General features: G+C 69.1%; 19 protein-coding genes. 10 read left to right on the top strand and 9 right to left on the bottom strand.

Annotation, left to right across the window (positions count from 1 at the left end):
* Nucleotide 1 precedes the first annotated feature (1 nt).
* Genes SMIR_RS15485 through SMIR_RS15470 form a run of 4 tightly spaced genes read right to left on the bottom strand, consistent with a single transcriptional unit; the run spans nucleotide 2 to nucleotide 6,639 of the window.
* Nucleotides 2–1,207: a glycosyltransferase family 4 protein gene (locus SMIR_RS15485; RefSeq protein WP_212727128.1), complete on the bottom strand. Its 1,206-nt coding sequence runs from the start codon at nucleotides 1,205–1,207 to the stop codon at nucleotides 2–4.
* Nucleotides 1,204–3,156 (bottom strand): alginate lyase family protein, encoded by a 1,953-nt coding sequence (locus SMIR_RS15480; RefSeq protein WP_168494415.1) that lies wholly within the window; start codon nucleotides 3,154–3,156, stop codon nucleotides 1,204–1,206. The genes SMIR_RS15485 and SMIR_RS15480 overlap by 4 nt, the downstream gene beginning before the upstream one ends.
* A gap of 16 nt (nucleotides 3,157–3,172) precedes the next feature.
* Nucleotides 3,173–5,092: an asparagine synthase (glutamine-hydrolyzing) gene (gene asnB / locus SMIR_RS15475; protein WP_168494417.1), complete on the bottom strand. Its 1,920-nt coding sequence runs from the start codon at nucleotides 5,090–5,092 to the stop codon at nucleotides 3,173–3,175.
* Nucleotides 5,093–5,094: 2 nt separating this feature from the next.
* Nucleotides 5,095–6,639, bottom strand: a complete 1,545-nt coding sequence (locus SMIR_RS15470; protein WP_168494419.1) for a glycosyltransferase family 4 protein — start codon at nucleotides 6,637–6,639, stop codon at nucleotides 5,095–5,097.
* A 346-nt stretch (nucleotides 6,640–6,985) separates the two neighbouring features.
* Between SMIR_RS15470 and SMIR_RS15465 the strand changes: the two genes are divergently transcribed.
* Nucleotides 6,986–7,747 carry a class I SAM-dependent methyltransferase gene (locus SMIR_RS15465; RefSeq protein ID WP_168494421.1) on the top strand — a complete coding sequence of 254 codons (762 nt, stop codon included), beginning with the start codon at nucleotides 6,986–6,988 and terminating at the stop codon, nucleotides 7,745–7,747.
* A 65-nt stretch (nucleotides 7,748–7,812) separates the two neighbouring features.
* Here the strand turns inward: SMIR_RS15465 and wecC are convergent, their stop codons facing one another.
* Together wecC and SMIR_RS15455 are read right to left on the bottom strand one after the other, a co-directional pair.
* Nucleotides 7,813–9,054 (bottom strand): UDP-N-acetyl-D-mannosamine dehydrogenase, encoded by a 1,242-nt coding sequence (wecC, locus tag SMIR_RS15460; RefSeq protein WP_168494423.1) that lies wholly within the window; start codon nucleotides 9,052–9,054, stop codon nucleotides 7,813–7,815.
* A gap of 86 nt (nucleotides 9,055–9,140) precedes the next feature.
* Nucleotides 9,141–9,971, bottom strand: a complete 831-nt coding sequence (locus tag SMIR_RS15455) for a WecB/TagA/CpsF family glycosyltransferase (RefSeq protein WP_211118776.1) — start codon at nucleotides 9,969–9,971, stop codon at nucleotides 9,141–9,143.
* A gap of 346 nt (nucleotides 9,972–10,317) precedes the next feature.
* On the opposite strand from SMIR_RS15455, the gene wecB reads away from it, so the two are divergent.
* Nucleotides 10,318–11,583 (top strand): non-hydrolyzing UDP-N-acetylglucosamine 2-epimerase, encoded by a 1,266-nt coding sequence (gene wecB, locus SMIR_RS15450; protein WP_168494425.1) that lies wholly within the window; start codon nucleotides 10,318–10,320, stop codon nucleotides 11,581–11,583.
* Nucleotides 11,584–11,836: 253 nt separating this feature from the next.
* Here the strand turns inward: wecB and SMIR_RS15445 are convergent, their stop codons facing one another.
* Nucleotides 11,837–12,274 carry a hypothetical protein gene (locus tag SMIR_RS15445; RefSeq protein WP_003974483.1) on the bottom strand — a complete coding sequence of 146 codons (438 nt, stop codon included), beginning with the start codon at nucleotides 12,272–12,274 and terminating at the stop codon, nucleotides 11,837–11,839.
* A gap of 400 nt (nucleotides 12,275–12,674) precedes the next feature.
* On the opposite strand from SMIR_RS15445, the gene hemL reads away from it, so the two are divergent.
* The 8 genes from hemL (at nucleotide 12,675) to SMIR_RS15405 (ending at nucleotide 21,092) form a co-directional block, all read left to right on the top strand.
* Nucleotides 12,675–13,991, top strand: coding sequence for a glutamate-1-semialdehyde 2,1-aminomutase (hemL, locus tag SMIR_RS15440; RefSeq protein WP_168494427.1), 1,317 nt, complete (start codon nucleotides 12,675–12,677; stop codon nucleotides 13,989–13,991).
* Nucleotides 13,988–14,713, top strand: a complete 726-nt coding sequence (locus SMIR_RS15435; protein WP_168494430.1) for a histidine phosphatase family protein — start codon at nucleotides 13,988–13,990, stop codon at nucleotides 14,711–14,713. Before hemL ends, SMIR_RS15435 begins: the two co-directional genes overlap by 4 nt.
* 174 nt (nucleotides 14,714–14,887) lie before the next feature.
* Nucleotides 14,888–16,231, top strand: coding sequence for a polysaccharide deacetylase family protein (locus SMIR_RS15430; RefSeq protein WP_168494432.1), 1,344 nt, complete (start codon nucleotides 14,888–14,890; stop codon nucleotides 16,229–16,231).
* A gap of 66 nt (nucleotides 16,232–16,297) precedes the next feature.
* Nucleotides 16,298–16,921 carry a TlpA family protein disulfide reductase gene (locus SMIR_RS15425; RefSeq protein ID WP_168494434.1) on the top strand — a complete coding sequence of 208 codons (624 nt, stop codon included), beginning with the start codon at nucleotides 16,298–16,300 and terminating at the stop codon, nucleotides 16,919–16,921.
* Entirely contained in the window at nucleotides 16,918–17,700 is a 783-nt protein-coding gene (locus SMIR_RS15420; RefSeq protein ID WP_168494436.1) for a cytochrome c biogenesis CcdA family protein, read from the top strand. Before SMIR_RS15425 ends, SMIR_RS15420 begins: the two co-directional genes overlap by 4 nt.
* A gap of 3 nt (nucleotides 17,701–17,703) precedes the next feature.
* On the top strand, nucleotides 17,704–19,521 hold the full coding sequence (resB, locus tag SMIR_RS15415) for a cytochrome c biogenesis protein ResB (RefSeq protein ID WP_168494438.1): 1,818 nt from the start codon (nucleotides 17,704–17,706) through the stop codon (nucleotides 19,519–19,521).
* Complete coding sequence (gene ccsB / locus SMIR_RS15410; RefSeq protein ID WP_211118778.1) at nucleotides 19,518–20,630, top strand: c-type cytochrome biogenesis protein CcsB; 1,113 nt, start codon at nucleotides 19,518–19,520, stop codon at nucleotides 20,628–20,630. Before resB ends, ccsB begins: the two co-directional genes overlap by 4 nt.
* Before the next feature lie 45 nt (nucleotides 20,631–20,675).
* Nucleotides 20,676–21,092, top strand: a complete 417-nt coding sequence (locus SMIR_RS15405) for an SRPBCC domain-containing protein (protein WP_168494440.1) — start codon at nucleotides 20,676–20,678, stop codon at nucleotides 21,090–21,092.
* Between the two features lie 99 nt (nucleotides 21,093–21,191).
* On the opposite strand, the gene SMIR_RS15400 is transcribed toward SMIR_RS15405, so the two are convergent.
* Together SMIR_RS15400 and SMIR_RS15395 are read right to left on the bottom strand one after the other, a co-directional pair.
* Nucleotides 21,192–22,733 carry an ABC transporter substrate-binding protein gene (locus SMIR_RS15400; protein WP_212727127.1) on the bottom strand — a complete coding sequence of 514 codons (1,542 nt, stop codon included), beginning with the start codon at nucleotides 22,731–22,733 and terminating at the stop codon, nucleotides 21,192–21,194.
* Nucleotides 22,733–24,841: a hypothetical protein gene (locus SMIR_RS15395; RefSeq protein ID WP_168494444.1), complete on the bottom strand. Its 2,109-nt coding sequence runs from the start codon at nucleotides 24,839–24,841 to the stop codon at nucleotides 22,733–22,735. Before SMIR_RS15395 ends, SMIR_RS15400 begins: the two co-directional genes overlap by 1 nt.
* Nucleotides 24,842–24,918 lie beyond the last annotated feature (77 nt).

Raw genomic sequence — 24,918 nt, 5'->3', positions numbered from 1 at the left:
GTCAAGCGCCTTTCGGAAGAGTGGACGGCTCAGCCGGCCGCCCCTGTTCGGTATCGGGCCGTGTGTCCCCCGGCGTGGCGAGCGCGCGGTACAGGCGCGTCAGCGTCCTGCTCTCGCTCTCCCAGGAATACGCGGCCCGTGTTTTCTCGGCGTTGCGCCGGAACGTCGCCAGGTCGGCGGCGACCTCGCGCAGGGCCTGGGCGACCGACGCGGAACTCGCCGGATCGAACACCGCCCCCGTCGGGCCGGCCGGGCTCTCCAGCACGGCCCTTCGCACCTCGGGGAAGTCGCTGCCCACCACCGCGAGGCCGGCCATCAGGTACTCGAAGAGTTTGTTGGTGTCGCCCAGGTAGCAGTTCAGACCGGAGTTGGTGAGAGCCACCACGCCGACGTCCGCGCCGGCGGTGTACGAGAGGAGCTCGTCCACCGGCGCGGCGGGCAGGATGCTGGTTCTGTCCTCGATCCCGCACTCCGCGATCAGGTCGCGCAGTTTTCGCACGGTGTCGTCACTACCGAAACCGATGAGCACCCAGTGCCAGTCCGGCAGCCCGCGCAGGGCGGCCGCGACCGCCCGGAAGCAACGGGAGTCGAGGTAGAAGCCCCCCTGAAAGATCAGCACCAGCCGGTGGCCGGGAATGCCCAGCCGAGAGCGGAGGTCCTTCGGCTCCATGCCGGGGTCGGGTGTCCGTGGATAGTTGCCGATGACGGCGGGGCGGCTGCCGTGCAGTTGCTGCAGGTATGCCGCGCGTGAGGGATTGGTGGTGATTCTGGCATGCGAGTGGCGCCAGACCACTCGTTCCCATCTTTGGATCACCCATCGCACCGGCCCCCGGTACTTGCAGGCCTCCAACTCATGCGCGTCGTACACCAGCGCGGCGCCGTTGCGGCGCGCCACGAGCAGCGCGGGCAGGCTGAGGTGGAGATTGTGGCAGTGCACGGCGTCCGGCCTTCCGCGGCCCATGAGCAGCACAGCCCGCGCGGCGCCGATGCCCGCGCAGGCCAGCCGCAGCAAGCGGGGAAGATTCCGCGACGGGAAGGGCACCACGTCGTAGCGAACCCCCTCCTCGACGGTGCTGCTTCGGCGCCGGACGCCGGAATCGAAGCCCACGACCCGCACGTCATGGCCATCCGCGGCGAGCGCGGCGGCCTCCCGTCGTACGCGGGCGTCGCTGCGCAGGTCCGACACCACAGCCATGAGGATCTTCATGTCCGTGCTCCGTCCGCCGCCCGGAACCGAAGCTCCCATGAGACCGGACCCTCGGCCCGCAGCGTGGCGCGAAGGACGGGTGCGGTGACGACCCGGCCGTAGGCGGGAGACCAAGGCATCTCCTCCACGGCGAAGGTGAGCCGGGGGCCGGCTGTCTGGCTCAGGACCACCACCGTGCCGTCGGCCATCAGCAGCGTTTCGCCGTCGCGCGGCTCGGCGCGCACGCCGGGGGCCAGTGGAAAGCTGACCGTGAGGGTGTGTGGGGCGCGGCACCCGAAGTGGTCGGAAACCGTCAGGCCCTGCCGGTCCAGGGTGAACCGGCGCCGGTGCACCACCGGGTCGTCGAGCCGGCGGTACCCCTCGTGGATCGCCTCGACGACCTGACGGCCCGAGCCGTCCCCGTGGTGGTCCACGACCCGGGCGCGGTCGTCGCTCCGCATGGTGAACAGCAACGCGGAATCGAAGCGGTTCTGCTCCTGACCGTCCACCTCCACCGTGGAATGCGAGCGGGTGGCGCGCAGCAGGTTCCGCAGACGGGGATCCGGTGTGTAGACGCCGGTCCCGGGGTCCGTCACGATCTCGTGCCCGTCCACGCAGAGCACGAACGACAGCGTGTCGTTGTGGCCGTGGCCACCATTGCCGAGCTGTCCCACTCCGCCGCACTCCGCGAGGCACCAGTACGGCCCCGCCGACAGGACATACCAGCCGGCCGAAGCGAAGGAGGCAGCCTGTGGCCGGGTGCCGGTCCGCCTCGTCGGCGCTCCGCACCACTGGGCCAGTTCCGGCCCCACCGTCTCCCCGGGCGGGTCCGTTTCCTCCAGAGCCGCCGCGGCGGCAACGACCGGCGACGCGTCGCGTGGATCCCGCCCGGACTGCAGACCGATCACCAGACCGCTGTCGTCGTCCCCGAGGGCGGGCAGAAGTCCGTCGGGTTTGGTCAGTGCGGACAACGCCTCGACCGCCGCCAGAAGACGGGTCTGGACTTCGGGCCGCACCGGCATGCGGAGGCGGCGCAGCGCGAGCAGGCCGACGAGGGCCAGCTCCGTCGACAGACGGTGGTAACCCGTGGATGCCTCGAAGTTGGAACCGTCCTCGTGGAACTGCTTGACGATCTCCCGCTGCAGTTGCCGGCCGCCGATGCGGAGCCAGAGCCGTCCGGCGGGGCTGTGGCGCAGGGCCCCGCCGGCGTGGACGAGTCCGACAAGGTCGGCCAGGTAGTGGTTGCTGGTCAGGCGCGGACTGTATTCGAGGTTGGCCACGATGAACCATCCGTGGTTCCGCAGCATCCCGCCGGCCAACGACGTGAAGCGCGGGTCGCCGAGGATCTCCGCCGCCCACACCAGATTGGCCGCCCGGATTCCCGCCTCCATCGCGTTCGTCCAGTTCGGCCCGGCCCCCACCGGATTGGCGGCTGCCCAGGAACGGAGGAGTTCCACCGCCCCGTCGCGGTACCGGGAGTCGCCCGTGTAGGCGTGGGCACGCGCGAGAGCGGTGAGCCACTGCAGCCGGCCGACCTCCCACGGCACCTTGATGTCGGCGCGGCCCGGAACGGGGCCGAGAAGACGGTGGTGCCGGTCCGGCCACGTGAAGCCGTGGACCGGATCCTGATGCCAGCCATGCGGCTTCCTGTCGACTGCCACGGTGCCGTAACCAAGGACGGTGAACCTGCCCTCGAGCGCCGCGTCCGCCTCACGAAGGCATTCCTCCAGCTCCAAGGGGCTCGGCCCCACCTTCGGGCGGGCGTCCACAGCGCCGAGGACGAAGGGACGCCAGCTCTCGGGGAGCGGCGGACGTGCGCCGACCGTCCGATCCCGCCTGTCCGCACATGCCCTGCATCCGGTCCGGAAGGTGCGCCAGCCCAGTTCGGCGGCGAGCACACGGGGCGGCAAGGCGGCCGCCGAGACGGCCAGTCGGCGCAGACGGGTCAGGTGCGGGCGCCCCACACGCACGGTGTTTGTGTGGTCGTCAGCGTGCCTCAACGGTGCACCTTCTCAGCAACCGGTCGGTCAGCTCGTCCGCCGATTCCCCTTCGATCCACACGCGGTGCCACACCGCGAAGTTGAGGATCGGCCAGAGGAACCAGGCATGGTGCGCCCGTCCGGACCGGTGTTCCGCGACCATGTCGGCGACTGCGTCGGTCCGGAAGTAACGTCGCATCGCGGGTGCGGTCAGGAGATCGAGAAGTGCGTCCCCCATGGGACCGCGCAGCCAGTGCGCGATCGGAGCCCCGAACCCCTGCTTCGCCCGGTTCGCCACCCTCTCGGGGACGATGTCGGCGAGAGCTCGGCGCAGCACCACCTTGGTGCGGTCGCCGTCCAGCTTGTGGTGCACAGGCAGCCGATAGGCGTACTCCACCAACTCCTGGTCAAGGAAGGGGACGCGGGCCTCGACCGAGTGCGCCATGGAGAACCGGTCGATGCGCATGAGCAGCAGCTCGGGCAGCCGGAGCGCGAACTCGTAGTGCTGTGTGTCGAACGCCACCGTCTGGAGGGCGGTCTCATCACCGGTGAGTTGCGGTGGGATCAGAGGCGGGTCGTACGGGTGCGCCACCAGTACCTGGGAGCGAACCGAGGACGGCATGCCCAGGGGATAGTGTATCGGGAGCTGCCTGCCGCCGACGGCCCCCATCATCAGATCGAAGCCTCTTCGGCGCCGTGAGCGGGGTACCGCAGCCGCGAGGAAGCGGCGCGACCCGGCGGGCAGCCTCTGCAACAGCCGCAACTCACGCTGTCGTTGCATCGCCCGCACATAACCCGGATAGCCCCAGAACAGTTCGTCGGCGCCCTCGCCGGCCAGCACCACGGGAACCCCACGGCGCCGGGCCAGCGCGCAGACGAAGCCCAACGGCATGCACACCGGATCCGCGAGCGGCTCGTCCTGGTGGTGCACCATGGTCGTCAGCGATTCCAGTGCCTGTCGCGGAGACACCGTCACCTCGTGGTGGTCTGTGCCGAAATGCTGGGCGACCCAGCGCGCCTCGTGTCGTTCATCGAGACCGGGCGCGTCGGTGAAGCCCACGGAGAAGGTCGAGGTTCGAGCGGCCCGATCGCGGAGCAGGGCGACCAGCGAGGTGGAATCGAACCCCCCGCTGAGCAGGACCCCGACCGGAACGTCGCTCATCAGCCGTGCCTGCACGGACCTTTCCAGCAGGTTCCGTACGTGCGACGCGGCGTCGGGCAACGACACGTCCAGGAAAGAGCGTTCCGTGGTGACGTCCCAGTACCGCCAGGTACGGACCCCTCCGGCGTCGCAGGTACCGGCTGTCCCGGGAGGCAGCTTGTTGATCCCCTGGTAGAGGGTCGCCGGGGAGGGAACCACGAGGTTGGCGAGGTAGCTCTCGAGGACCGTCATGTTGACTTCGGGGGCGACCCTGGGGTGTGCCAGCAGTGCCTTCGCCTCGGAGGCGAACAGGAAGGTGCCGTCCCGAGCGGTCCAGTAGAGAGGCTTTTCGCCGAGCGGGTCCCTTGCGAACAGCAGACGTGCCGCCTTGGGGTCCCAGAGCGCGAAGGCGAACATCCCCGTCAGATGCTTGACGCACGCGTCGCCGTAGTGCCGGTACGCGTGGAGGATGACCTCGGTGTCGCACTGGGTGCGGAACCTGGCGCCCCGGCCTTCGAGATCACGGCGCAGGGCGGGGTAGTTGTAGATCTCGCCGTTGAAGACCAGGCACTCTCCGCCTTCGCCGAACATGGGCTGGGCGCCGTGAGCGAGGTCCACGATGGCCAACCGCCGGTGACCGAGACCCACCCGGCCGTCCTCGCTGACGTGGACTCCGGCGCCGTCGGGGCCGCGATGGGCCAGTCTGTCGCGCATCTGTGTGACCGCTTCGGGCGTGACACGTCCCTCTGAACGCCCGTACTCATAGATGCCTGCAATCCCGCACATGGTCAGCCCTTCTCCGTGGCCGGGTGGGGGGTCGGCAGGGACAGCCTGGAGAGGATCTGTCCGGCCCGCCGTTCCCAGGTGTGCTCGGCGAGCGCTTCCCGACGCGCGTTGCGACCGAGCGCCGCCCCGCGGTCGGTCAGCTCCAGCACTCGTGTGACGCCCTCGGCGAGGGACTTCGGGTCACCGGGCTCCGTGAGCACCGCGGTCACGCCGTCTGTCAGCATCTCGCCGATCTGCTCCAGACGGCTGGCCACGACGGGCCTGCCGAGCGCCATGTACTCGAACAGCTTCGTGGGGGAACCGAAAAAGGGGTCGGGTCCCTTCCACACGTGCGGCGAGACAAGAACGTCACAGCGCGACAGGACATCGAGCGCCTCGCCGTGAGAGACGCTGCCGGTCCAGGTGATGCGGTCGCCGACACCGAGCCTGTCAGCCATCCGCACACAGTCCTGCCGCCGCTCTCCATCACCGACAAGGACCAACCGGACGTCCGGTGGAAGGTGACGGAGGCTTTCGATCGCCACTTCCACCCCATGCCAGTGACCGAAGCTGCCGACCCAGCCCAACCGGGCTCCCTCGCGGGCCGGCAGCGGTGAGGGCTCGGGGACGCACGCCGCGTCGACCGCATTCGCGACCACCTCCACCCTGGAGGGGGCGGCTCCCATGTCGGTTGCCATCGCCGCAGCGGCCCGCGAGACCGCCGCAACGACACTCGCACTCCGCACCGCGTGCAGCTCGTACCGTGCCCCGATGACCTGGAAGAGCCTCTTCAAGGGTGCTTTCCGGTACCAGTGCCGGTTCTCCCACACGACGGAGGCGTTCCATTCCAGCACCAGCGGAACGCCCAGTCGCCTGCTGATGTCGGCCCCGGCGCGCGACAGGAACGAATTCCGCTCATAGACCAAGGAGGGCGGTGTTCGCAGGGCGAGGGCCAGTGCCGCCTCGCGCATTCCGTCATTGGCAGCCAGCTGGGCCGACTCCCGGATGAAACGTTCACCGCGTGGCAGGGGTGCGGCGATCTCGACGACATCGACGGCGGCTCTCAACTGCTCGGGCGGGCGGCCGTTGGTCACCAACGCCACCCGCCAGCCGAGTTGCCGGAAACCGTTGAGGATTCCTGAGACATGACTGACAGCCCCACCGACCCCGACCTCCCCCGCGTCCCGCCATAAAGCGAGGACCCACAGCCTCTCGGGTGAGCCGACCGTGCGGCGGTTCTGCGGAGCCCACGCCTCACGGGCCACCAGTTCACGCAGAACGCGACGGCCGGCCGTTGCCGCGTCCAGCACACAGCGGACCGTCAGCGCTCCGCGACTGCCGACGGGAACGCACTCGTCGGGGCGGCTCATGTCGATGATGCACCGTTCACGCACCGGTGCCAGCGCAACGACCAGCTCGACAAGGGTTGCGAAGGGCCTGCGTGCCCTGTCGTTGGTGAGCAGAGCGACCGCTGAGACACGCTGCCGCCGCAGCTGCGCCCGGTACCCGCGGACATCGCGGATGGCGTCGGACGCGGCCATCACCACGACGGGTTCCTGCCCGAGCATCGAGGCGGCGGTACGCCTGACGCCGGGGACCCCGAAGCGAGACTCGGTCAGGACCGCCCACCGCTGCCGGCCGTTCGTACCACCTCTTTGATCAGGATGGGCAGTCAGGGGAACCTCCGGAAGGCGACTGTGTTCGGTCCGAGGATGCCAAGGTATTCCGCACGAAGCATTGCGTCGCAATACAACACAGCAAAGCGAAGGAGTGACGTCAAAAATGAATTAATGACGGCGCGACGGGCGCTGGATGCGGCTGCCCGCAACCGCAACGGCCGATCGACGTATATCCGACCGGAAACGGCCGAGCGGTTTTCCTTCGCAGGCAGCGCCGTTGAGTAGGATCTCACGCATGAAAACCGAGGCTCGTAAAGCGGCGAGCGAACAGTGGTCGGCAAACCCTGCGGGTACAAATCACGCGGCCGCCCCTGAAGGCACGAAGGAATTCTACGATCAAATGACCAGCAGTCGTTATCGGCTGCAGCCCTGGCTGCCGAATCTGCTGCGCTCGTGGGTGCCGTCCGGACGCGTGCTGGAGATCGGCTGCGGCGCCGGGACCGATCATTCGGTGATCGCCGGAATCGCCCGGGACACCGTCGCGATCGACCTGGCGGAACGCGGGGCTCGGCTGACGCAGGCAAGACTGAAGCTCGAGGGCCGACCCGGGGTCGCACAAGTCGCCGACGCCGAGTGCATGCCCTTTCCCGACGAGTCCTTCGACGGGGTGTATTCCTTCGGCGTCCTGCATCACACCGATCATCCGGAGCAGGCCGTGGCCGAAATGTGGCGGGTCATGCGTCCGGGGGCGACATTCATGGTGGCGCTGTATCACAAGCACAGCACGTTCGCTGCGCAGAAAGCCCTCACCTATCTCATCGGAATGCGCTGGCGTTCGCAGAGCTGGCGCGATTATCTGCCGGAGCTCGAGTACGGCGCGGCCCAGCTGAAGGACCGGCCACTGGTGCGCCTGTACAGCCGGGGGTCGGCCAAGCAACTCTTCTCAAGGTTCTGTGATGTTCGGGTGACCGTCGAACATCCGTCGCTGCGCGGCTACCTTCTGCCGCGTTGGCTGCGTCCTTTCGGCTGGTACGTCATCGTCACCGGCCGCCGGTGACCCGGGCGGGGCCGGGTTCCCCTGTGGTACCCGGCCCCCGGATGTGCTGTCAGGCACGAGGAACGTCAGTGCCACAGACCGCGGGTGTCGAAGACGACCTTGCCCCGCACCATGGTGCGCTTGACACCGTGGAAGGCGTCGTGGTCGACGAGCAGCACGATCAGGTCCGACTCGTTGAGGGCCGCCTCGAGATCCACAAGCTTCGCCTGACCCGTGTCCGCGAGCACGGAGGGCAGTTCGGTGATGTGCGGCTCGACCACCAGCAGACGGCCCACCTCCTGCCGGGCGAGTTCGGCGGCGATGTGCAGGGCGGGACTCTCCCGCAGGTCGTCCACGTTGGCCTTGAACGCCAGTCCAAGGCAGGCGATGACGGGGTCCTTGAAGCGTGCCGCGGTCCTCGACACCTCCGCGATCACGTGGGTCGGCTTGGCATCGTTGACCTGTCGGGCGGTTTTGATCAGCCGGGCCTGCTCGCCGGCCGCACTGACGATGAACCAGGGATCGACGGCGATGCAGTGGCCGCCCACCCCCGGGCCCGGCTGCAGGATGTTCACCCGTGGGTGCCGGTTGGCCAGTGAGATCACGTCAGCCGTGTCGATGCCGAGGTGGTCGCAGATCATCGACAGCTCATTGGCGAAGGCGATGTTGACGTCGCGGAACGCGTTCTCGGTCAGCTTGGCCATCTCGGCGGTGGTGGCGTCCGTGGCATGGCATCGCCCCTGGGTGAACAGCTCGTACAGGCTCTTCGCCCGAGCGCCGCAACATTCGCTCACCCCGCCGATCAAACGGTCGTTGGTGACGATCTCGATCATGATCCTGCCCGGCAGGACGCGCTCCGGGCAGTGTGCGATGTGCACGTCCGCGGCACTGCCGGCGCTGTGCGGGAAGGTGAGGTCCGGTCGTCGCTCGGCCAGCCACTCGGAGAGCCGCAGCGTCGTTCCCGGCGGCGACGTCGACTCCAGCACGACGAGAGCGCCCGGTTGCAGCACCTCGGCCACCGATGCCGCCGCGTCCCGGACGTACGACAGATCCGGTTCCCGGTCCTCGCCCACGGGAGTGGGGACGGCGATGATGAAGGCGTCGGCAGGCTCGGTCTGCGAGGAGGCGCGCAGGCGTCCCATCGCCACCGCGCCGCTCACCGCGACGGCGAGGTCCGGTTCCACGAAGGGCGCCTGTCCGGCGTTGATCAGGTCGACCGTGGCCTGGTTGACGTCCACACCGACGACGTCCACCCCCTTGGTGGCGAGTGCGGCAGCGGTCGGCAGCCCGATGTAACCGAGCCCTACAACGGAGACAGTGCTGAACACACGAGTTCCTTTCTGAACTTCGTAAAGGAGCACAGGGAGTACGGCGGTTCGCCGCTGAAGTGCGGGGAGGGCGGACAGTCACGGCGCTACCGGTGCGCTTTCCGCTGCATCACGGCGTCGCGCAGGACCAGCAGGACGAACGCGGTATTGCCGATGAGGTAGCGGACAAACAGACGCCGTGGCTCCTGCATGAGCCGGAAGGACCACTCCAGGCCGACTCTGCGCATCCATCGGGGTGCACGAGCCCTGATCCCGGCCACCACGTCGAAGGACCCGCCGACGCCCACTGCCAGTCCGCAGTTCAGATCGGCCAGGTGCCGGGCGAGGAAGTACTCCTTCCGCGGCGTCGGCACCGCGAGGAAGAGGAGGTCGGGCCGGGCCGCGCGGACGGCGGCCACCACCTTGGGCTCCTGTTCGTCCGACCAGTAGCCGTCGCGGTATCCGACGACGTCCACGCCCCGGCTCGTCGCGATGGCCGCCACCCGGCGCACCACGGCAGGCTCGGCACCCAGCAGGAAGACCCGATAGCGCTCGTGCGCCGCTCGTTCCCACAGCGCCAGCATGAAGTCGATGCCGGTGACTCGTTCGGGAAGAGGACGTCCGAGCATCCGGCCGGCCCACACCACGGCCTGCCCGTCGGCATTGACCAGCTCGCAGGAACGGATAATGCGTGCCAGCTCGGAATCCCGTTGGGCCCTGACGATTTTCGCCGCGTTTACCGAGACGTGTTGGTGAGGTCGCCCATCGGCGATCAACTCATCGGCCGCGGCGATACTTTCCGCCAGGGTGAGCGCGTGCACCGGCAACCCGCAGACGGAAACCGGAACTGTGTCGCTCAAGCGGTGAGACCGGTCCATCGGTGCGGGAACATTGTCTGGCCCCATAGCCTCCGCCTGGACAGTGGACGTGTCCGCCACGCTAAGTCCAATTGACGCCCGCACGGCCCCAAAGTGCGCCAAGGGCCGGCAATGCAACTCGAACGGACCACCGCACGGCCCCGGTTCCTCCTTTCCGGCAGTCGACGCCGGACTCCCCGGACTCTTGACGGGCCGTCATGGTGAAACTTCCCCGCCTTCCCCTGTCGAAAGGGAGAGGGAAACAGCGGTATGGCCGATCAGGGACGACCTGAAAGAGCGATTTCTCTCATCCGGCCAGCCGACCGGCGCGCTCGCCTCCGCCCCGGCCGCTGTCCAGCGGGATAGCTAGCTGCATACACATCAGTACGCCCACCCCCACAGTCAGAGGCGAACCTTGAAGCGAATCATGGCCGTTTACGGAACCCGTCCCGAAGCGATCAAAATGGCCCCCGCTATCGAGGCACTACGCGAATCGGCGGACTTCGAGCCGCTGGTCGCGGTCACCGGGCAGCACCGGTCGATGCTCGACCAGGTGAACCGGCTGTTCGGCATCGCGCCCGACTACGACCTGGACATCCTCACCGCCGGACAGACGCTGACGGACATCACCAACCGCACGCTGCACCGGCTCCAGCCGGTTCTCGAGAAGGAGCAGCCGGACGCGGTGCTCGTCCAGGGCGACACCACCACCACGCTCGCCGGTGCGCTGGCCGCCTTCTACCAGAAGATCCCCGTCATCCATCTCGAGGCGGGGCTGCGGACGCGAAGCAAGTACTCGCCCTACCCGGAGGAGATGAACCGCCGGCTCACCACCCGGCTGGCGGACCTGCATCTGGCACCGACTTCGAGCGCACGGCAGAATCTCCTGCGCGAAGGAGTCGAAGAGAAGTCGGTCGTCGTCACCGGCAACACGGTCATCGACGCCCTGCTGAGGACCCTGGACCGCACTGCCGGCCAGGTGTCCGACCCCACCGTGGGGCTCCTGGAGACGGACTCCCGGCGAGTCCTCCTGGTCACAGCACACCGCCGTGAGTCCTGGGGCGAGGGCATGGAGTCCATCGGTGGCGCCCTCGCCTCACTGGCCGCGCTCCATCCCGACCTGCTGGTGGTCTTCCCCATCCACCGCAACCCGGCGGTACGGGCCGCCATCCTGCCCAAGGTCGCGGGACTGGAAAACGTGAGGGTTGTCGAGCCGCTGGACTACGAGGGCTTCGCTCATCTGATGAACCGTGCGTACCTGATCCTCACGGACAGCGGTGGTGTCCAGGAGGAGGGACCGAGTCTCGGCAAGCCGGTACTGGTGATGCGCGAGGCCACCGAGCGTCCCGAGGGGGTGGCCGCCGGCACCGTGGCGCTCGTGGGCACGGACGCTGCGCGCATCGTGGCGGAGGTGACGCGGTTGATCCGGGACCCCGGGGCGCACGCGAAGATGGCGCAGGCGGTGAATCCCTATGGTGACGGGCTCGCGGCGGAACGCACGGTTCAGGCCCTGGGACACTGGTTCGGACTGTGCGATGCGCCGGCGGACTTCACCGGTACGACGGTCACGGTCGCCGCCGCGACGACCGCGGACGACCTCCCGGCGCAGTCCCGTCGGCCCGATGCAGCCGCCACCGACCTCGAAGCGGACGGGCTCCGGTTCTCCCTCTCGAGCAGTGGCAGCAACCTGTAGGAAGGTCGCACTGAAAAGCGCGGAGCGCGTCCGGAGAGCGGGGCAGCCGCCGTCGCCGCGGGGCCGCGCTGCTCGCGGAGCCGTCACGACGGTCTGGCCGTCGTACGCCACCGCCCGGTAAGCGGTCGCGGCCCGAGTGCCCCGAAGCTGCCCGTGCCCCGCGGTACGGGCAGCAAGGTCCCCGACGGCTTCAACGGTGACGACCAGAATCCGCAAAGCCTCAGCGCACGAGCCTCAGCTCACGCGTCCCGGCTCACGGCCACACGAGGCAGTACGGCTGATGCCCCGCCTCATGAAGCCGATGTGAGAAGTCCTGCCACTCGTGCAGCAACTGGTAGACGTTGAACGCGTCCCGGGGGCCGCCCCGGTCCGGGACCGTCGACCAGATGAAGGCCGCCGCGCCGACGGCCTCCTCGCCGATGCCCCGCAGGGGGTCGACGACGGTCATGGGGAGCTTCACGACGGCGTAGTCGGGGTGGAGGACGACCAGTTCCAGGGGCGGGACCTTGTGGAGAGGGACGCCCTCGATGCCGGTGAGGACCATCGCGGCCATGGTCTCCGGCTTGATCTTGGTGAACATGCCGTTCATGCCGAGCTCGTCGCCGCCGAGCTCCTCGGGGCGCATCGAGATCGGCACGCGGGCCGCCGTCGCGCCGTCCGGCGCGCCGAAGTATTTGTAGGTCACCCCCACCCGGCCACCATTCCCGCTTCCTGCCCTGAGCCGGTCTGCCCCGCGGTCCGTGTAGTCCATACCGTCCATACGGCCCGACGGGTCGATCCGCTCAGGATCGTTCTGTGATCCTTGTGACCCGGATGATCCGGGAGAGCCCGGCGACCCCTGCGTCTGTCGTGCCTCGGCCGCTTCCTCCGCCTCGCGCCGGTGCCTTCCCCGCCGGGCACGCCGAGGACCGAGGTCATCGGTCCCCTCGCCCAGTCCGCCACCGCGATGCATATCTCCACCCGACTGCTTTTCTAAGGCGCGCGACCCCCGCCACGCAACCCGATCATCGTGACAGTGACCTCCCCCACGGCCGCACGCCGAAACGTACGCTGAAACACCTGTCCGCAGGATCTTCGCAGCCTCTGACACCATGGCCCGTGTGAGCTATCCGTACGAAGCCCCAGTTTCGCAGACTCTTTTCGACCGTGCGGCTGCCGTCACGCCCGGCGGCGTGAACTCTCCGGTGCGCGCGTTCCGCGCCGTGGGCGGTACGCCCCGCTTCATGGTGTCCGGAAACGGTCCATACCTGACCGATGCCGACGGGAGGGAATACGTCGACCTCGTGTGTTCATGGGGGCCGATGATCCTCGGGCACGCGCATCCCGACGTCATCGGCGCCGTCCAGGAGGCCGTCGCTCGCGGCACCTCCTTCGGCACTCCCGGTGAGGGCGAGGTCGTGCTCGCCGAGGAGATCGTCGCCCGCGTCGAGCCCGTCGAGCAGGTCCGCCTCGTCTCCAGCGGGACCGAGGCGACCATGTCCGCCATCCGGCTCGCCCGCGGGTTCACCCGGCGGTCGAAGGTGATCAAGTTCGCCGGGTGTTATCACGGGCACGTCGACTCGCTGCTGGCGTCGGCGGGGAGCGGGGTGGCGACCTTCGCGCTGCCCGACACCCCGGGTGTCACCGGCGCCCAGGCCGCCGACACGATCGTCCTGCCCTACAACGACCTCGAAGCCGTGAACGAGGCCTTCCACGCGCACCCCGGTGAGATCGCCTGTGTGATCACCGAGGCCTCGCCGGGCAACATGGGCGTCGTACCGCCCCGGCCCGGGTTCAACCAGGGACTCAAGGACGCCTGCGCGCGCAACGGCGCCCTGTTCATCTCCGACGAGGTCATGACCGGATTCCGGACCAGCAAGGCCGGTTGGTACGGGATTGACGGGGTGCGTCCCGATCTCATGACCTTCGGGAAGGTCATGGGCGGAGGATTCCCCGCCGCCGCCTTCGGTGGCCGCAAGGACGTCATGGAGCACCTGGCTCCCGCGGGACCCGTCTACCAGGCAGGCACGCTCTCCGGTAACCCCGTCGCGACCGCCGCCGGGCTCGCCCAGCTGCGGCTGCTCGACGACGCCGCGTACGACAAGGTCGACGCCGTCTCCGAGCAGATCCGCGGACTGGTCACGGAGGCGCTGAGCAAGGAGGGCGTGGCGCACCGGCTGCAGAACGCCTCCAACATGTTCTCGGTCTTCTTCACCGGGCGTGAGGTGCGCGACTACGAGGGCGCGAAGGCGCAGGAGTCCTTCCGGTTCACCGCGTTCTTCCACTCGATGCTGGCGCAGGGCGTCTATCTGCCCCCGTCGTCCTTCGAGTCGTGGTTCGTGTCCACGGCCCACGACGAGCGGGCTATTCAGCGGATCGCCGACGCCCTTCCGGCGGCGGCCCGGGCAGCGGCGGAGGCCACGGCATGAGCCAGGAACAGACGCAGGGTCAGATGCAGGATCAGACGCAGGGCCGGAATCAGGACATCACCGTCGTGCATCTCATGCGGCACGGCGAGGTCGCCAACCCGGACGGGGTGCTCTACGGGCGGCTGCCCGGTTACCACCTGTCCGAGCTCGGGCGGCAGATGGCCGAGCGGGTCGCCGAGCACCTGGCGCCGCGGGACGTCACGCATGTCGTCGCCTCCCCGCTGGAGCGGGCGCAGGAGACCGCGACGCCCATCGCGAAGGCGCACGGTCTCGACCTCGACACCGACGGGCGGTTGATCGAGGCCGAGAACGTGTTCCAGGGGAAGACCTTCGGCGTGGGGGACGGGGCGCTGCGGCGGCCCGAGAACTGGAAGCACCTCGTCAACCCGTTCAAGCCGTCCTGGGGAGAGCCGTACGTCGATCAGGTCGTACGGATGATGGGGGCGCTGGACGCCGCCAAGGACGCGGCCCGCGGGCATGAAGCGGTGCTGGTCAGCCACCAGTTGCCGATCTGGATCGTGCGGTCCTTCGTGGAGAAGCGGCGGTTGTGGCACGACCCGCGCAAGCGGCAGTGCACGCTGGCGTCCCTGACGACCTTCACCTACCGCGGCGACAAGATCGTGTCCGTGGGGTACAGCGAGCCCGCCAGGGATCTTGTCCCCGTCCATCTCCTCGCGGGCGCCAAGCCGGTGAAGGGGAAGGGCAAGGCGTTCGGGGCGTAGAGCGCCCATTTCCGTACACCTTGGCGCAAAGTGTTCGTATGCGTCGTTACCCGAGCTGTTCTTCGTAAAATATGATCAATGTTGCGCGTTCGAAGGAACCTATCTGCTTGTCGTGCCCTCTCATTGTGTGTCAGCTGGGAGCCAGCTGAGAGGGCGCGATGAGATGGGGACCGAATGCGGGACATCAGCCGGCGGGGAATGATCGGCCTCGGGGCGGGTGCCGCGGCGGCGATGGGACTCGCGGCGTGCGGCACCGACCAACAGGACGGTCATGGCGGGGGCGGTGGTTCCGGGTCGGGCAAGCCCGGTGCGTCCGGCAAGCCCGGCGCCTCCTCGCACCCCGCCCGCCCGATAGGCGACGGCTCCACCTCCTTCACGGGCAAGCAGCCGAAGCAGCCCGCGAAGCCGGTTCCCCTGGAGCCCGGCCAGACCCCTCCGCAGTTCGTGGTCTTCTCCTGGGACGGCGCGGGTGAGGTCGGGACCGGTCTCTTCTCCCGCTTCCTCGGGCTCGCCCGCGAGCACGAGGCGCACATGACCTTCTTCCTCTCCGGGCTGTACCTCCTGCCCGAGTCGAAGAAGCGCAAGTACCTGCCGCCGAACAACCCCCGGGGCGCCTCCGACATCGGCTATCTCTCCGACGACCACGTCAAGTCGACGCTCGGGCTCGTCCGGCAGGCCTGGCTCGACGGCCACGAGATAGGCACGCACTTCAACGGCCACTTCTGCTCCGGCCACGGCACCGTCGGCAACTGGACGCCGGCGCAGTGGCGCAGTGAGATCGACCAGGCCAAGTCCTTCGTCAAGGAGTGGCGGACCAACACGGGCTGGACCGATCTGCCCTCGCTGCCCTTCGACTACGAGAAGGAACTCGTCGGCGGGCGCACCCCCTGTCTGCTCGGCCAGAACAACCTGCTGCCCACCGCCAAAGAGCTCGGCTGGCGCTACGACGCCTCCTCGCCCGGCGGCCGCCAGGTCTGGCCGGAGAAGCGGCACGGCCTGTGGGACCTGCCCCTCCAGGCGATCCCCTTCCCGGGGCGCAGCTTCGAGGTGCTGTCCATGGACTACAACATGCTGGCCAACCAGTCGATCAACTCGACGAAGGCGCCCGCGCACAACTACCCGGCGTGGCGGCAGCAGGCGGGCGAGGCGTATGTCGCCGGATTCCGGCGGGCCTACGAGAGCAACCGGGCGCCCTTCTTCATCGGCAACCACTTCGAGCACTGGAACGGCGGCATCTACATGGACGCCGTCGAGTACGCCTTCAAGCACATAGCCCGGGAGAAGGAGAAGGGCGAGGACGTCCGCCTCGTCTCCTTCCGGCAGTACGTGGACTGGATGGACGTACAGAAGCCCGAGATACTGGCCAAGCTGCGGACGTTGGACGTGGGACAGCGGCCCGCGGGTGGCTGGAAGACGTTCCTCGGCGACACCGGCAAGGGGGCTGGTACGGGTTCGGGTACCAGCACCACTACCGGTACTGGGACGGGTGCTTCCAAGGGGTCCGGGGACGCCGCCTGAAATGGTGTTTTCCGCCCGCAAGGGGGGTGCGGAAGATCCTCGAAACGGGCATGCGAAACTTTTCACATGAGTGCCGCCTGCCGCGCCGAACAGCGCTCGAACCGCACCCGTAGCCGCGCCGCCCTGCTCACCGCCGGGGCCGCCGTCGCCGCGCTTGTCCTGTCCGCGTGCGGTTCGGGCGGGACGTCCGGGGGCTCGGGCAACAGCAACTTCGTGGCGGGCAAGGACGGCATCTCGACCGTCGCCAAGGGCTCCCGGGTCGAGGCCCCCGACCTCTCCGGCCCGACCGTGGACGGCAAGCAGCTCGACGTCAAGGACTACAAGGGCAAGGTCGTCGTCCTGAACGTGTGGGGCTCCTGGTGCCCGCCGTGCCGTGCCGAAGCCCCGAACTTCGCCAAGGTCGCCAAGGACACCGCGGCGCAGGGCGTGCAGTTCGTCGGCATCAACACCCGTGACGCCAACGTCAGTCTGGCCCAGGCGTTCGAGAAGCAGCACGGCGTCAACTTCCCCAGCCTCTACGACCCCACGGGCAAGCTGCTGCTCCGCTTCAAGAAGGGCACGCTGAACCTGCAGACGATCCCCTCCACGATCGTCATCGACCGGGACGGGAAGGTCGCGGCCCGTACGCTGCAGGCCCTCAGCGAGGAGAAACTCCGCGAGATGCTCGACCCCGTCCTCGCGGAGAAGTGACCGACGTGTCCCTTCTCGCCGCGTCCACGAACCTCGCCGCGTCGTCCGACACCGTCGTCAGCGGTGCCCTGGTGCTCGCCCTGCCGATCGCCGTCCTCGGCGGGCTCGTCTCCTTCTTCTCGCCGTGCGTGCTGCCGCTCGTCCCCGGCTATCTGTCGTACGTGACCGGTGTCACCGGCACGGATCTGGCGGAGGCCAGGCGGGGGCGGATGGTCGCGGGCGCCAGCCTGTTCGTGGTGGGCTTCACCGCCGTGTTCGTCTCCGGCGGGGCGCTGTTCGGCTACTTCGGGTCGACCCTCCAGGAGTACCAGAGCACGCTCAGCAAGATCCTCGGCGTGCTGATGATCGCGATGGGCGTGTTCTTCATGGGGATGATGCCCTGGCTCACGCAGCGCGAGTTCCGCTTCCACAAGCGGCCGGTGACCGGCCTGGTCGGTGCTCCGATACTCGGCGCGCTCTTCGGCATCGGCTGGACGCCCTGCCTGGGACCGACGCTCTCCTCCATCAATTTTCTCTCCATGAACCAGGCGAGCGCGGGCCGCGGCGCCATACTGACCGTCGCGTACTGCGTCGGTCTGGGAGTGCCCTTCGTCCTCGCCGCCGTCGCCTTCCGCAAGGCGCTCGGTGCCTTCGCCTGGGTCAAGCGGCACTACGCGTGGGTGATGCGGATCGGCGGCGGCATGATGATCGCGACCGGCCTGCTCCTGCTCACCGGTGCCTGGGACAGCATCGTGCAGCAGATGCAGACCTGGTCCAACGGCTTCACGGTAGGGATCTGATCGATGAGCACGACCGACACCGACACCGGCACGGGCAGGACGAAGGCCCCGGCGGCCGCCAAGCGGCACATCGGGGTGAGCGCCGACGGCGAACTCGGCGAAGCCGGATCCCAGCTGTCCACCGCGCCGGTCGACACGGCCGTGCCCGGCTCCTTCGGCGGGTCCCGCGCGCCCGGCGCCCTGGGCTGGCTGACCTGGACCGGCCGTGAGGTCGTCGGCTGGGCCCGCTGGTTCTGGCGGCAGCTGACGTCGATGCGGGTCGCCCTGATCCTGCTCTTCCTGCTGTCGCTCGGGGCGATCCCCGGCTCGCTGATCCCGCAGTCCGGGACCGACGCCCAGAAGGTGGCGGACTTCAAGGACGCGCACAGCATCCTCGGGCCCGTCTACGACAAGCTCGGCCTGTTCCACGTCTACAGCTCGGTGTGGTTCTCCGCGATCTACATCCTGCTGTTCGTCTCGCTCATCGGGTGCATCGTGCCGCGCACCTGGCAGTTCGTCGGGCAGCTGCGCGGCCGTCCGCCGGGCGCCCCCAAGCGGTTGAACCGGCTGCCCGCGTACGCGACCTGGCGCACCGGGGCCGAGCCCGAGCAGGTCCGCGAGGCCGCCCTCAAGATCCTCAAGCAGCGACGCTTCCGGGCGCACATCGAGAAGGACGCCGTCGCCGCCGAGAAGGGCTACCTCCGCGAGACCGGCAACCTGCTCTTCCACATCGCGCTGATCGTGATGCTGGTCGCCTTCGCCTGGGGCCAGCTCTTCAAGTCCGAGGGCAACAAGCTGATCGTCGAGGGCGACGGGTTCTCCAACACGATCTCGCAGTACGACGACTTCAAGTCCGGCAACCTCTTCAGCACCGACGACCTCACGCCGTTCAGCTTCAACCTCAAGAAGTTCACCGGCACCTACGAGCGGACCGGCCCCAACAAGGGCACCCCCCGCACGTACCAGGCGGCCATCACCTACAGCGTCGGCGCGTACGGCAAGGAGAAAAAGACCACCGTCAAGGTCAACGAGCCGCTGAGGATCGGCGACTCGAAGGTCTATCTCACCGCCCACGGTTACGCGCCGGTCGTCACCGTCCGGGACGGCAAGGGCAACGTCGTCTACCACGACGCCGTGCCGATGCTGCCGCTCGACTCGAACGTCACCTCGCAGGGCGCGATCAAGGTCATGGACGGTTACAAGAACGCGCAGGGGACGACCGAACAGCTCGGTTTCTCCGCCTTCTTCGTGCCGACCTTCGCGGGTGCGGGCAAGGGCGACATGTTCTCCCAGTTCCCCGCGCTCGACTTCCCCGTGCTCGCGCTGTCCGGGTACCACGGCAGCCTGGGTGTCGACGCGGGCATCCCGCAGAACGTGTACCAGCTCGACACCTCGAAGATGAAGCAGTTCAAGGACGCGAAGGGCAACATCGTCAAGGCGCGCCTGCTGCCCGGCGAGACGATGAAGCTGCCGAACGGCGCCGGCTCCATCACCTTCGACAAGGGCATCAAGGAGTGGGCGAACTTCCAGGTCACCCAGCAGCCCGGCAGTGACTGGGCGCTGATCGGTGCCTTCACCGCGATCTTCGGTCTCGCCGGTTCGCTCTTCATCCAGCGCCGCCGCGTGTGGGTGCGGGCGACCGCCGGGGCCGACGGCGTCACCGTCGTCGAGATGGCGGGCCTCGGCCGCAGCGAGTCCGCGAAGCTTCCCGAAGAACTGGGGGACCTGGCCGCACTCGTCCACGAACAGGCGCCCACCAAGCCCGACACAGATGAAGCCGCAGTCGAAACCGACCCCGACGCCGAATCCTCCGTACCTGCCGCCGAAGGGGCTGAGAAGTGACTCTCGCCACCGCAACCGACCTGGGTGCCGTGACCGATCTGGCCACGGCCACCAACGAACACCTCGCCAACATCAGCAACACGCTGATCTACTCCGCGATGGCCGTCTACACCCTGGCCTTCTTCGCGTACATCGCCGAGTGGATCTTCGGCAGCCGCAGCAAGGTGGCCCGTACGGCCGCCGCGCTCACCACCGCCGAGAAGGCGAAGGCCCCCGCGGTCACCGTGCAGTCGGCGGGCGGTACGGCCGTCCTGGAGCGGCCGAAGGTCGTCACCCGGTCGGCGGCGGGCGCCCGTGACGTGCCCGACGGGCCCGGCGCACACGGCGGGGACGAGCAGGGCGACCTCTACGGCCGGATCGCGGTGTCCCTCACCGTGCTCGCCTGGGCCGTCGAGACGGCCGGTGTCGTCGCCCGCGCGCTGTCGGTGCAGCGGGCGCCGTGGGGCAACATGTACGAGTTCAACATCACCTTCTCCACGGTCGCCGTCGCCGTGTACCTGGCGATGCTGGCGCTGAAGAAGAACATCCGCTGGCTGGGCCTGCCCCTGGTCACCACGGTCCTCCTCGACCTCGGCCTCGCGGTCACGGTGCTCTACACGGCGAGCGACCAGCTGGTGCCCGCGCTCCACTCGTACTGGCTGTACATCCACGTCTCGACCGCGATCTTCTGCGGCGCCGTCTTCTACGTGGGCGCGGTCGGCACCCTGATGTACCTCTTCAAGGACTCGTACGAGAACAAGCTCGCCACCGGCGGCCGGCCGGGCCGCTTCGCCACCTCCGTCATGGAGCGGCTGCCCTCCTCGGCCTCCCTCGACAAGTTCTCCTACCGCGTCAACGCCGCCGTCTTCCCGCTGTGGACCTTCACGATCATCGCGGGCGCCATCTGGGCGGGCGACGCGTGGGGCCGCTACTGGGGCTGGGACCCCAAGGAGACCTGGGCGTTCATCACCTGGGTCGCCTACGCCTGCTACCTCCACGCCCGCGCCACGGCCGGCTGGAAGGGCCGCAAGGCCGCGTACATCGCCCTGATCGCCTTCGCCTGCTTCCTCTTCAACTACTACGGGGTCAACATCTTCGTCTCCGGCAAGCACTCCTACGCGGGCGTCTAGCCTTCGGCGCGTGCGGAACGGCCCCTCCCGGGCCACGCTGGTGTCATGACCCGAGCCATCGAAGAGGGCGCCACCGAGACCCGGGAGGACGGCACCCGCGTCCTGCACTACGTGCTGCACCTTCCCCAGCCTGTGGAGAACGTCTGGGCGGCGGTGGCCACCTCGGAAGGACTACGGGGATGGCTGGCCGCCGCCGAGGTCTTCGAGCCGCGACTCGGCGGCGCGGTCACGCTGCGCGGGATCGGCAGCGGCCGGATCACGGCGTGGGACGTCGAGCGGATCGCCGAGTACACGGTCGAGGGCCGGGGCCGCATCCGCTTCCACCTGGAACCGACCCGCCCCACAGGCACGACGGTCCGCTTCACCCACGAGAGCCCCGAGAGCGAGAACCCGGGCTGGCCCCGGCGCTTCGAAAGATTGGTCGCCCACTTGGCAAGCGCCCCGGACAGGAGCGCCCCTTAGGGGCGCGGGGCTGTGACATTGTGTGGCTCCGCCGCGTGGGCGCGACCAGCCACGAACGACCCGCACGCACCCTCCCACCGATCCCCGACGGCGCCCCCGTCAAGCCGGCGGCAGACACTCCGTCGGCGGCTTCCCTTCAGGCCACGCGATCTTCACAAAGCGAGCCCGGGACTCGGGCGTCAGCTGCACGATCGGCACCGCCTTGTCGTACGGATTGCCGTGGGCGTCCAGACAGATCCACCCGCTCGCCCCGTTCACCCGCAGCTCCTTGCCCTTGACCTGCGGCCACTGGAGCCCGACGTCCGCGAGGGCCGGGATCTTCCCCGTCGGCGACGCCCCGCGGATGCCGCGCACGGCGAGCCGCATGGCGTCGTACGCGATGATCAGCTGGCCGTCGTCCAGGGCGATCGGCCCGAGGGGCCCGACCGGCTCCTTCCCGGCACTCCCCAGAAGCGACTGCAGCACGTTCGCGTCGGCCGCGCTGCCGCCCGTCTTCGCGGTGTCCTTCAGCCAGGCGTCCGGGTGGGCCAGGGACGTGTAGCGGACGGTCAGCAGCGGGTCCTTGAGGGCGGCCGGGTCGAGGTCCTTGTCCCCGGCGAGGTAGGAGCCCTCGTCGCCGGTGAGCACGGTGAACCGGCGGTCGTGGCAGCCGCGCTGGCCCAGCATGTTGATGAACTGCCGCAGCTGGGTGTGACGCCCCGCGAACAGGATGGTGTTCGTGGTGGTCGGCGTGTTGCAGAGGATGTTGGTGATCTGCATGAAGACGTTGGAGGTGCTGCCCTCCTTGCTGCGGTCTGCGGGCGGGGTGAACGGCTGGGCCTCGTAGCGCGAGCCCTTGAGCATCTTCTCGAAGGACGCCTGGAGCGTGCGCGTGTACGGGTCGCCGGTGCGGTCGTAGACGAGGAAGGCGTTGGCGGCGGAGACCTTGGCGAAGGAGGCGAGGGCGCGTGCCTCGTCGGTGTTGGTGGGGGAGACCCGGGCGAGGCCGGGGAACGGGTCCTTGCCGTTCTGCCCGTTGGCCAGGTCGTCGGCGGTGATCGAACTCCCTATCACCGGGATGCCCCGGCTGGTCAGCTCCTTGACGGCCTTCTTGTTGTTGTCGGTGCTCAGACCGACCCCGGTCACCGCGCGCAGCCGGTCGGAGCCTCCCGTCATGCCCGCCAGCTGGTCGACCGTGTGCTGCCAGTACGTGCCGGTGGAGCCGGGGTTGGCCAGCACCAGGCGGATCTTCGGCTTCAGGCCGGTGGTGTCGTGGTTGGCCTGGTACTGGGCCAGATAGGCGCCCTGGAGCTCGTGCAGCACATCGCCCAGGTTGTCGGCGTCGGTGGCGGTGAAGGGTTCGAGGAGCGCGACGGTGACGTAACTGCCGGGCGCCAGACGGGCGTTCTCGCGGTGGATGGCCCGTACGGTGTCGGCGAACTGCGGACGCCCGAAGGCGTACGTCGTCCACGAGACGCCCACGCACTCGTCGCTGCCCTTCGGCTGGACGACGCCGGGCGCGCAGGAGCGATTCTCCTTGGTGGCCGTCATGCCGCCCCAGATGCCGAGGCCCGCCAGTACCGCCGCGAGGGTCAGCGCGACATACCTGCGGAAACGAATCTCCCAGACGTCCTCGCGCAGCCAGGTCCACAAGCGCGCCATCACAGGTCCCCGTTCCCGTTCTCGTCGTCGTCACCAGGGATGCGCAGGGGGCGGCCGGCGAGGGCGTCCGACGGCCACTCCCGCGAGGCCCGCCACAGCAGCGGGTTGCCCGCGGGCCGCAGGTTCGACAGCTGCTCCAGCTCGAAACGGAGCCGGTCGGACACCTTCGGATCCGGCAGCACCAGCGGATCGGTCAGCTGCCAGACCGCGTGCAGCAGCCGTCGTACCCGCAGATGCAGTACGGCGTCCACGCTGTCCGGCGGCTGCTGGGCGGCGTCGGTGCGGCCGAGCGCGACGGCCGCCCGGTCGTCGTGACCGCCGTGACCGCCGAAGTCGCGGCCGTCCGGGTCGTGTGCGTGGTAGTAGGGCGCGGACGCGATGAAGACGAGCGAGGACAGCCAGGACCCGGTGTCGGTGCGCGGGAAGGTGTCGCGCAGGTGCGCCACCGCGAAGTCGGCCTTGCCGAGCGCGAGTTCGTGGTGCAGTCGATAGCGCGCGCTGTCCGGCAGGTCCCCGTCGCCGTAGTGGTCGATGAGGGCGCGGTGCACGGACCGCCAGTGTGCGTGGTCGGGGTCGTCGTGGTGCAGCCGCAGCAGGAGCAGCGCGCGCAGGAACGGATCGCCCACGAACTGCCCGGCGGCGCTCGTCCAGCCCTCCTCGGCGAGCCGCTCCTCCAGCGCGAGGACCCCCGACGCGCCGAAGTCGTCGGAGAGCTGGACCTCCGCGAGCACGCAGGCCGAGTCGCGGTCGTGGGCCGCGGCGAGCACGGTCAGCTCGTCGAGCCGGCCACCGGGTACGAGCCGGTCGAGCAGCTCCTGATAGGTGGGTCGGCCGTCGTTGTCCTCGTGGACGGCGACGTCGGAGGTGAGCAACTCGCCCAGGGACTTGGCTCCTTGGGGCAGGTTCTGGCGGGCGGATTCCGCGAGGAGGGTGACGCCGAGCGGGCTGCCGCCGGACAGCCGGTGGGTGGCGTGCGGGAGTTGAGGGGGGACGGCGAGACCCTGCGAGACGCCGCCCACGAGGTGCAGGGTGTCGTCCGGGGTCAGCGGCGGCAGCGCGACGAGCAGCGCTCGCGAGGACGGCGAGGTGCCCGGCTCCCAGCCGGTGTGCCGGGCGACCTCGGGGAGGGTGCGGCGGCTCGCGTTGCGCAGTGCTCCATGGCTGTAGCCGCGCAGGGCGGCGAAGAAGACGACGTGGTCGGCGATGCCGTCGGCGCGGTCGCGCAGCACCGGTTCCATCAGGCCGAGGCCCGCCCGTTCCTGCACGTTGTCGATCAGCACGACCGGGCGGCCCAGCCGGTGCGAACGCTGCATGACCCCCGCGTACGCGTCGTCGAGGTCGGCCAGCAGGGCCCGTACGAGATAGCGCTCGGCGTGGGTGCGGGAGTCGCCGCCCGCGCGGAAGTGCGAGGAGAGCAGGATCAGGCCGAGCTTGGGATTGCCGCCCGCGTTCGGATAGTCGCGGTACCAGGTGGCGGCCCTGCGCAGCCGGCGGGGAGCGGGGCCGATCCCCTCGGCGAACGCCTCCAGGGTGGCTTCGATGATCGGCGCGATCACGGGACCCGTACCGCTGAGCGAGGCGATGAGCTTGGAGATGACCTTGCTCACCCAGCGGCCCGCGAACCCCGAGAGCCATGAGCCGGTCTCGTTCAGCAGCAGGATCCGCTCCGCCTCCTGCCGGATGCGGGGCACGTCACGGTCGCTCCAGCCGCCCGCCGCGACGGCCAGCAGCCCGGACGTCAGGCGTGGAAAACCGATCCGCCCGGCGCCGGTCACCGGCTCCGCGAGCTGCTCGGCGATGGTGGTGAGCGCCTGTCCCACCGGCGACCAGGACTCCGCGGGCCGCTCGGCGGGCGGCCCGGCGAACTGCCGTTCCTCGCCGTCGACCAGCGCGACCGGCGTGTGGCCGCGGTACGCGTCGCGCAGCTCCCGCAGTACGGCGCTCTTGCCGAGCCCCCGCCCGCCCGCGAACACCACGAAGGGGAGTTCCTTCGGGTGTTCGTACGGGTTCGAGCGCAGCTGGTACGGGCGCAGGCCGACGAGCCGTGGTGCAAGACCGGGCGGATCGGTGTCGAACAACGCTCCGCGTCCGTGCAGCCCTCTGTGCACCGCATCTCCCCCTGGCGCGGTCCGGTCCTGCTCTGTGCTGCTGTGAGGTCTATCAACACCAGTGTAAAAAGGGGGAG

Source organism: Streptomyces mirabilis (genome assembly GCF_018310535.1).
Classification (GTDB): Bacteria; Actinomycetota; Actinomycetes; order Streptomycetales; family Streptomycetaceae; genus Streptomyces.
This window is presented reverse-complemented; position numbering and strand designations above follow the sequence as displayed.